2 protein-coding genes are annotated in these 9,383 nt (G+C 72.6%); both read right to left on the bottom strand.

Annotation, left to right across the window (positions count from 1 at the left end):
* The coding region (locus NP777_RS46115) for a beta-ketoacyl synthase N-terminal-like domain-containing protein (RefSeq protein WP_256656191.1) at positions 1-868 on the bottom strand (868 nt) is incomplete at its 3' end.
* 57 nt (positions 869-925) lie between these two features.
* On the bottom strand, positions 926-9,265 hold the full coding sequence (locus tag NP777_RS46110) for a type I polyketide synthase (RefSeq protein WP_256656190.1): 8,340 nt from the start codon (positions 9,263-9,265) through the stop codon (positions 926-928).
* Positions 9,266-9,383 lie beyond the last annotated feature (118 nt).

Genomic DNA, 9,383 nt, shown 5'->3' with positions numbered 1-9,383 from the left:
CGTGTCCGTTGCGGCGGGCGTCCGACAGCCGCTCCAGCAGCACCAGACCGACACCTTCGGACCAGTTGGTGCCGTCAGCCCCCTCGCCGAAGGACTTGCAACGGCCGTCGCGGGCCAGCCCACGCTGCCGGGAGAATCCGACGAAGCCGCCGGGGGTGGCCATGACCATCACACCACCGGCGAGCGCCATGGAGCACTCCCCGGACCTGAGCGCATAGCTGGCCAGGTGCATCGCCACGAGCGACGAGGAGCAGCCGGTGTCCAGGCTGACCGCCGGGCCGAGCAGACCGAGCGAGTACGAGATACGGCCGGACGCGATGCTGCCCGCGCCACCGATCCCCAGATACCCCTCGAATCCGTCCGGCACCTGGTCCACGGTCAGCGCGTAGTCGCCGTTGGCCACGCCGGTGAACACCCCGACATCGCTGTCCGCCAGCGAACTCGGGTCGATACCCGCGTTCTCCAAGGTCTCCCACGCGGTCTCCAGCAGCAGCCGCTGCTGGGGGTCGGTGGCCAGCGCCTCCCGTGGCGAGATGCCGAAGAACTCGGCGTCGAACTCCGCCGCGCCGGCGAGGAAACCGCCCTCGTGCACATAGGAGGTGCCGATGGCGTCCGGGTCGGCGTCGAAGAGGTTCTCCAGGTCCCAGCCGCGGTCCTCCGGAAACCCGCCGATCGCGTCCCGGCCGTCGGCCACCAGGTCCCACAGCCCGTCCGGGGTGGTCACACCGCCCGGGTAGCGGCAGCCCATGCCGACGATGGCGATCGGCTCCTCCGTCGCCGTCTCGGCCTTGCGCAACCGCTCCCGCGTCTGGTGCAGATCGGCGGTAACCCGCTTGAGGTAGTTGAGGAGCTTTTCGTCATTCGCCATCTGGACCTCGCCAAGAGCCTCGTGGGTGAAATCGGTGAGCGGAGCCGAGAAGGGGAATCAGTCCACGCCGAACTCCTGGTCGATGAAGGCGAACACATCGTCCGCGCTCGCCGTGTCGAGTCGTTCGGTGACGGTTTCGCCGTTCGTGCCGTTCGCGCCGACCGCCTCGATCTCGGCGACCTTGGTGGTCATCCGCTGCAGCCGTGAGGTGATCCGGGCGCGTTCGATCTTCTCCTTCGGCAGCGCCACCAGGCTGGCCTCCAGCCGCTCCAGCTCGGCCAGCACCGAGTCCACCGACGAGATGTCGGTCTGGCCGAGTTCGGTGCGGATACGGCGGGCCAGCACACTGGGCCGCGGATGGTCGAACACCATCGTGGCGGGCAGCCGCAGCCCCGTGGCGGCGTTGAGGCGGTTGCGCAGCTCCACCGCCGTCAGCGAGTCGAATCCGATCTCGCTGAACGGACGGTCCCCGGTGGCGTCGGCGCTCGCGTGTCCGAGCACGGCCGCGGCCTCGGCCTGCACCAGCTCGGTCAGCAGCCGCTCCTGGTCCTCGGGGCTCAGCCCGGCGAGCCGTGCGACCAGCTCCGTCTGTCCCGCGCCGTCCTCGGGCGTGTCCTCGGTCAGCAGGTCGATGACGTCGGGCAGTCCCCGCAGCAGGGGCCGGAACCGGGCCATGGTGTAGCCGGGGGCGAACCGTTCCCAGTCGATGTCGGCCACCACACCGTGGGCGGTGCCGCTGCCCACCGTGTGCGCCATCGCCAGCGCCGCCAGCCGCGGGTCCATGGTCATCAGACCCGTACGGCGCCATTGCGCGCCCATCATCTCGTCGATCGTGCCGAGGCCGCCGCCCCAGGCGCCCCACGCCACCGATGTGGCCGCCAGCCCCCGGGCACGGCGCCGCTGCGCCAGCCCGTCGAGGTAGGCGTTGCTCGCGGCGTACGCGCTCTGGCCGCCACTGCCCCAGGCCGCCGCACCGGACGAGAAGAGGACGAAGGCGTCCAACTCCCGCTCCCACAGCAGGTCGTCGAGGTTCCGCGCCCCGGCGATCTTCGCCCGGCCGACGTCGGCGAACTCGGCGAGTGTCATCTTCGACAGCGGCTTCTCCGGCAGCGCCAGCCCCGCGGCATGGACCACGGCCGACAGCGGCGCGCCGTCCGGGAGCTCCGCCAGTACGGCGGCGAGCTGCTCCCGGTCGGTCACATCGCAGGCCGCGATGGTCACGTCCGCGCCAAGCTCGATCAGCTCGTCCTCCAGCTCCGCCGCGCCCGGTGCCTGCGGACCCTGGCGGCTGAGCAGCACCACATGCCGGGCGCCGTGGCCCGCGGCCCAACGCGCCACATACGAACCGAGCCCGCCGGTACCTCCGGTGATCAGCACCGTGTCCCGTGGCTGCCACATCGGTGCCGAGGTCACCGGTTCGCGCCGCATCCGCCGGGCGAACAGCCCCGACGCGCGCACCGCCACCTGGTCCTCCGCGTCCACTCCGGCGAGGACCGCGCACAGCCGCGCGAGGGCCGGCCCGTCCGGTGTCCGCGGCAGATCCACGATCCCGCCCCAGGTGGACGGCTGATCCAGCCCCTGTACCACGCCCATCCCCCAGACCAGCGGCTGGAACGTACTGGTCACCTCGGACGGCTCGCGCACGGCGACCGCGCCACGGGTCACGCACCACAGGGGAGCGGCGAGCCCGATCTCCTCCACGGCCTGCATCAGCGCCACCGTGGCCGCCACGCCCCGGGAGAGGGTGCCGGGTTCGCGGATCCGCTCGTCCCATGCCAGCAGGGACACCACACCGGCGTACTCGTCGTCGGAGTCGTCGGACATCCGCTCCCGCAGGCGCGCGGTCAGCTCCGCCCGCTCCACGGTGTCCACCTCGACGACCACGGGATCGGCGCCGTGCTCGGCCAGCGTGGCGACCACGTCGGTCAGCACGGCGTCGTCCGCCTGTGTTGACGGGACGGCCACCAGCCACGTTCCCGGCAGCACCGGCGGCTCCCCGGCCGCCACCGGGTCCCATGCGATGCGGTACGACCAGCTGTCCACGGTGGACTGGTCCTGGTTGCGCCGCCGCCACGACGTCAGCCCCGGCAGTACGGGCTCCAGCGCCTCCTCCTCGACGCCGAGCGAATCGGCGAGGGAGGCCAGGTCGCCCCGCTCCACGGCGTCCCAGAACACCCCGTCGGCCACCGCCTCCGACACCTCGGACGGCGTGAGCCAGTAGTGCTGGTGTTGGAAGGGGTAGGTGGGGAGGGAAGTGGGGTGGGGGTTGGTGGTGGTGTAGAGGGCTGCCCAGTTGGGGGTGTGGCCGTGGGTGGTGAGGTGGGCGAGGTGGGTGAGGAAGCGGGTGGGGGTGTCGTCGTCGCGGCGGAGGGTGCCGGTGACGATGGCGTTGGGGATGTCGTTCGCTTCGAGGGTTTCCTGGATGGCGGTGGTGAGGACGGGGTGCGGGCTCACCTCGATGAAGGTGCGGTAGCCGTCCTCGGCGAGAGCGCGGACCGTGTTGTCGAATCGCACGGTCTGGCGGAGGTTGCGGAACCAGTAGCCACTGTCGAGCGTGTCCGGTTCGATCCACTCGCCGTCGACCGTGGAGAGCCAGGGGACGGCCCCGGTCTCGGTGGTGACGTCGGCCAGGGTTTGGCGTAGCTGGTCCTCGATGGTGTCGACGTGTCCGGTGTGGGAGGCGTAGTCGACGGGGATGATGCGGGCCCTGGTGCCCTGGTCGGTGTAGTGGGCGTGCAATGCGTGCAGGGCGTCGGCGTCGCCTGCGACGACCGTTGACCGAGGGCTGTTGTGGGCCGCGATCCAGAGTCGGCCCTGCCACGGGGCGAGTGCTTCCTCGACCTCTTCTCGTGAGGTGAGGACGGACATCATGCCGCCGTGTCCGGCGAGGTGGTGGGCGATGGTCTGGCTGCGCAGCGCCACGATCTTGGCGGCGGTGGGGAGGGTGAGGTGTCCGGCGACGCAGGCGGCGGCGATTTCGCCCTGGGAGTGGCCGATGACGGCGTCGGGGTGGATGCCCACGGACTGCCAGAGGGCGGCCAGGGAGACGACGACGGCGAAGGTGGCGGGCTGGACGACATCGACACGCTCGAGCGAAGGCGCGTCCGGCGCGCCCGTGATGACGTCGATCAGCGACCAGTCAACGTACGGGGCCAGGGCGTCGCCGCATTCCTTGAGGCGAGCGGCGAACACCGGCGAGGTGCCCAGGAGCTGGGCCCCCATCCCCACCCACTGGGCCCCCTGCCCGGGGAAGACGAAGACGGTCTTGCCATCCGCCCCGGTCCGCCCGGTGACCAGGAGTGGGTCGGGCCGCCCCTCCGCCAGGGCGCGGGCGGTTGCCGCGCCGCCTTCCGCGTCCGTGGCGAGGATGACCGCGCGGTGCTCCATGGCGGCCCGTGTGACGGCCAGTGACCAGCCCACATCGACCGGGTCGGCGTCGCTCCCGGACTCCAGACGGCCGACCAGACGCTCCGCCTGAGCGCGCAGCGCCGCGGGCGTCTTGCCCGACAGCACCCAGGGCACCACCCCGCCGGTGGCCACCAGACCAGGCGTACCCGCCTCGTCCGTCTTCGCTTCGGCCACGTCCGCTTCCGGTCCCTGCTCCAGGATGACGTGCGCGTTCGTCCCACTGATGCCGAAGGACGAGATCCCGGCCCGTCGCCGGCGGCCGGTCTCCGGCCACGCCCGCGACTCGGACAGCAGCGACACCGCGCCCTGCGACCAGTCCACCTTGCTGGTGGGCTCGTCGGCATGCAGCGACCGCGGAAGCGTGCCGTGCCGCATCGCCAGCACCATCTTGATGAGTCCCGCGATGCCCGCGGCGGCCTGGGTGTGGCCGATGTTGGACTTCAGCGAGCCGAGCCATACGGGTTCGTCCCCCGCGCGCTCCTGCCCGTAGGTGGCGAGGACCGCCTGGGCCTCGATGGGGTCGCCCAGGGCGGTGCCGGTGCCGTGTGCCTCGACCGCGTCCACATCGGCCGCCGACAGCCCGGCGTTCGCCAGCGCCTGCCGGATCACCCGCTGTTGGGAGGGGCCGTTGGGCGCGGTGAGGCCGTTGCTGGCGCCGTCCTGGTTGACCGCGGTACCGCGGATGACGGCCAGCACCTCGTGGCCGTTGCGGCGGGCGTCGGACAGCCGTTCCAGCAGCACCAGCCCAATACCCTCGCTGAAGGTCGTGCCGTCGGCGCCCTCGCTGAAGGACTTGCTGCGGCCGTCGGGGGCGAGCCCGCGCTGGCGGGAGAAGCTGATGAAACCGCTGGGCTTGGCGATCACCGTCACGCCACCGGCGAGCGCCATCGAGCACTCGCCCGCCCGCAGCGCCTGTACGGCCAGGTGCAGCGCCACCAGGGACGACGAGCACGCCGTGTCCACCGTCACCGCGGGGCCTTCAAGGCCCAGCAGATAGGCCACGCGACCGGAGGCCACACTCGTGGTGCTGCCGGTCATCAGATACCCCTCCAACTCCGGCGGGGACGCCTCGGAGTGGCCGATGTACCCCTGGTCGATGACCCCGGCGAACACCCCGACGGCCTGTCCGCGCACGGACATCGGGTCGATGCCCGCCCGCTCGAACAGCTCCCACGAGGTCTCGGCGAGCAGCCGCTGCTGCGGATCCATCGCCAGCGCCTCACGCGGCGAGATGCCGAAGAACTCGGCGTCGAAGTCGCCCGCGCCGCTGAGGAATCCGCCCTCGCGTACGTAGGACTTGCCCACGGCGTCCGGGTCGAGGTCGAAGAGTGTCTCCAGGTCCCAGCCCCGGTCCGAGGGGAACGGGCCGATCGCGTCCCGGCCCTGGGACACCAGATCCCACAGCTCCTCCGGGCCGGTGACCTCGCCGGGCAGCCGGCAGTTCATCGACACGATGGCCACCGGGTCGTCCGCCGGATCCACCGCCGCCGCGCGTACCACCGCCGAGGCCGAGGGCGAGGCCGTGTCCCCGGCCACCACGGACCGCAGATGTGCGGCCATCGCCTCCGGTGTCGCGTAGTCGAACACGACCGTCGCGGGCAGGCGCAGGCCGGTCGCGCCGGAGAGCCGGTTGCGAAGTTCCACCGCGATGAGCGAGTCGACCCCGATCTCGCTGAACGCGCGCCTCGCGTCCACGGCGTCCTTCCCGGTGTGCCCGAGCACGGTCGCCGTGTGGTCCCGTACCAGGTCCAGCAGCAGCCGGTGCTGGTCGGCCTCGGACAGCGCCGCCAGCCGGGCCGTAAGACCTCCCTCGGCCGTTGCGCCCGCCATGGACCGCAGGGTGCGCCGGGCCGGCCGGACGAGGCCGGTGAGCAGAGGTGACACATCGCCCGGAGCGGGCTCGCCCCGCGACGCGGCGGCATCCAGCTTCGCGGTGTCCAGCTTCGCCGGTACGACCAGGGGCAGCCCCAGGCCGAGGGCGCTGTCGAAGAGGCCGAGCGCGTGTTCGGTGCTCATCGGGCGCACGACACCGTGCTTGGTGCGATCCCGGTTCGCCGTGACCAGCGCGGCGGACAGATCGCTGGTCTCCGCCCACAGGCCCCAGGCCAGTGACAGCCCGGCCAGCCCCGCCGCCCGGCGCTGCTGCACGAAGGCGTCGAGGAAGGTGTTGGCGGCGGCGTAGTTGGCCTGGCCCGCGTTGCCGAGGATTCCGGCGGCGGAGGAGTACACGGCGAAGAGCGCCAAGTCGTGGTGGTGGGTGAGGTCGTGCAGATGGGTGACCGCGTCGACCTTGGGGCGGAAGACGGTGTCGACGCGGTCGGGGTCGAGAGTGGTGATGGTGCCGTCGGCGAGGGCGCCGGCGGTGTGCACGACGCCGGTGAGCGGGTGTGCGGCCGGGATGTCGGCGAGGAGCGTCGCGAGTTGACCCCGGTCGGCGATGTCGCAAGCCGCGATCCGCACCCGCGCGCCGAGTGCGGTCAGCTCGTCGTGGAGGTCGGCCGCGCCGGGCGCGTTCGGCCCCTGGCGGCTTGCGAGGACCAGGTTGCGCACCGCGTGGTGGGTGATGAGGTGGCGGGCGATGGCGGAGCCGAGGGTGCCGGTGCCGCCGGTGACCAGGACGGTGCCCTCGGGGTCGAGGGCGTGGGGGAGGGTGAGCACGATCTTGCCGGTGTGACGGCCCTGGCTCATCCAGCGGAACGCGTCGGGGGCGCGGGTGATGTCCCACGGCCGGGTGGGCAACGGGGGGATCAGCCCCTGCTCGAACAGGTCCACCAGCTCGACCAGCAGCTCCTGGATGCGGTCCGGCCCCGCGTCCGCCCCCAGGTCGAACGCGCGATACGTACGGTCCGGGTGGGCGGCGCCCACCTCGGCCGCGTCCCGGATGTCGGTGCGCCCCATCTCGATGAACCGGCCGCCGGGGTTGAGCAGCCCCAGCGAGGCGTCGATGTGCTCGCCGGTGAGGGAGTTGAGGACGAGGTCGGCGGAGGGGAAGGTCCGGGCGTAGGCGAGGTCGCGGCTGGAGGCGCGCCGTTCCTCGGCCACGCCGACCCGCTCGAGGGTGTGGTGTTTGGCGGGGTGGGCGGTGGCGAGGACGGTGGCGCCGAAGTGGTGGGCGAGATGTACGGCGGCCATGCCGACACCACCGGCGGCGGCGTGCACCAGCACCGTCTCGCCCGGCTGGACGTGGCCCAGGTCCCGCAGCGCGTACAGCGCGGTGAGATAGGCGACCGGCACCCCGGCCGCCGCCGTGAACGACCAGTCGCGCGGCATCCGTACGACCGTCCGCCGGTCGGCCACCACCAGCGGCCCGAACGAACCGGGCAGCATGCCCATCACGCGGTCGCCCACCGCCAGGTCCGTCACATCCGGGCCGACCTCGGCCACCACACCGGCGCCCTCGGTGCCGATCTCCGCCTCGTACATCCCGAGGGCGATGAGCACATCGCGGAAGTTCTGGCCGGCGGCGCGCACCGCGATCCGCACCTGGCCCGCCTCCAGCGGCGCCTCCGCCCGGGGATGGGGCACCAGGGCGAGGTTCTCCAGCGTGCCGTACTCGGTGACGTCCAGATGCCACGCGGCGGCTTCCGGAACCGCCAGTCCCGGGCGCGCCCGTACCAGGCGTGGCACCCATGCCGTTCCGCCACGCAGCGCGAGCTGGGGTTCGTCCGTGGCCAGCGCGGCGGGCAGGGCCCCGGCCGACCGGTCGTCGGTGTCGATGACGCACACCCGGCCCGGGTGTTCGGCCTGCGCGGCGCGCACCAGGCCCCACACCGCGGCGGCGGCCGGGTCGGTGACCTCGGTGTCGTCATGCACCGCCATACCGCCCCCGGTGAGCACCACCAGGCGGCTGTCGGCGAGGTCGTCGTCGCTGATCAGACGCTGTATCGCGGCCAGTGCCCGGCCGGTCAGCTCACGGGCGCGCTCCGGTAGTCCGCCGCTCTCCGGGCCGTCCGCGTCGTCCCCGTCGTCCGTGCCGTCCCCGTCGTCCGCGCCGTACGCCCGGGTGTCGGCCACGACCACCGGCGGCCACGCGCCGTCGTCGCGCACGGCGTCCAGGTCCGTCCACGCCACCTCGTGCCGGGCGAGGGGATGCTCGGTCCACTCCACGGTGAACTGCGAGTCCGTGCCGGACGAGGGCGAGGCGCCGCGAAGCTGCTCCGCGGTGGTCTCCCTCAGCACCAGCGACCCGACGGTCACCACGGGCACGCCGTGCGGATCGGTCGCGTGCAGCGACAGATTGTCCGGCCCGGTGGAGGTGACCCGCACCCGCAGCGCGGTGGCGCCGCCGGCGTGCAACTGCACGCCGTTCCACGAGAACGGCAGATACGTCGCGCCACCCGGCTCGTTGCCCTGGCAGAAGTTGCTCGCGTGCAGCGCCGCGTCCAGCAGCGCCGGGTGGATGCCGAAGCGGCCCGCGAGTTCGTGCTGTTCCTCGCCGAGGGTGATCTCGGCGAACACATCACCGTCGAGGGTCCACACGGCCGTGAGCCCGCGGAACACCGGCCCGTACTCATAACCCGCCTCGGCCAGGCGGTCGTAGAAGCCCTCCAGGGCGACGGGCTCCGCCCCGGCGGGCGGCCACTGCCGCTCAGCCTCGACGGGCGCGACCACCTGCGGGGACAGCACGCCGGAGGCGTGCTCGACCCAGGGCCCGGACTCATCGGCGCGGGAGTAGACCCGTACCGCACGCCGCTCGTCGTCCTCGGCCGCGCCGACCAGGACCTGCACCTGAAGCGCGCCGTCCTCGGGCAGCGGCATGGGCTGGCCGAGGACCAGCTCCTCCAGCACCGGGGTGCCGGTCTCGTCCCCGGCACGTACGGCCAGTTCCACGATCGCCGTGCCCGGCACCAGGGCGACGCCCGACAGCATGTGGTCGGCCAGCCAGGACTGCGCCGACGGCGCCAGCCGCCCGGTGAGCAGCACCCCTCCGGTGTCCGGCACGCTGACCACGGCCCCCAGCAGCGGATGCGCCGCCTCGCGCAGCCCCACGGAACCGACATCCCCGGGGTGGCCGGTGGCGGCCAGCCAGTAGTGCTGATGCTGGAAGGGGTAAGTGGGCAGGGGGACTTGGGAGGGCGTGGTTCCGGCGTAGACGGTGGGCCACTGA

The organism is Streptomyces rugosispiralis (assembly GCF_024505145.1).
GTDB lineage: Bacteria > Actinomycetota > Actinomycetes > Streptomycetales > Streptomycetaceae > Streptomyces > Streptomyces rugosispiralis.
This window is presented reverse-complemented; position numbering and strand designations above follow the sequence as displayed.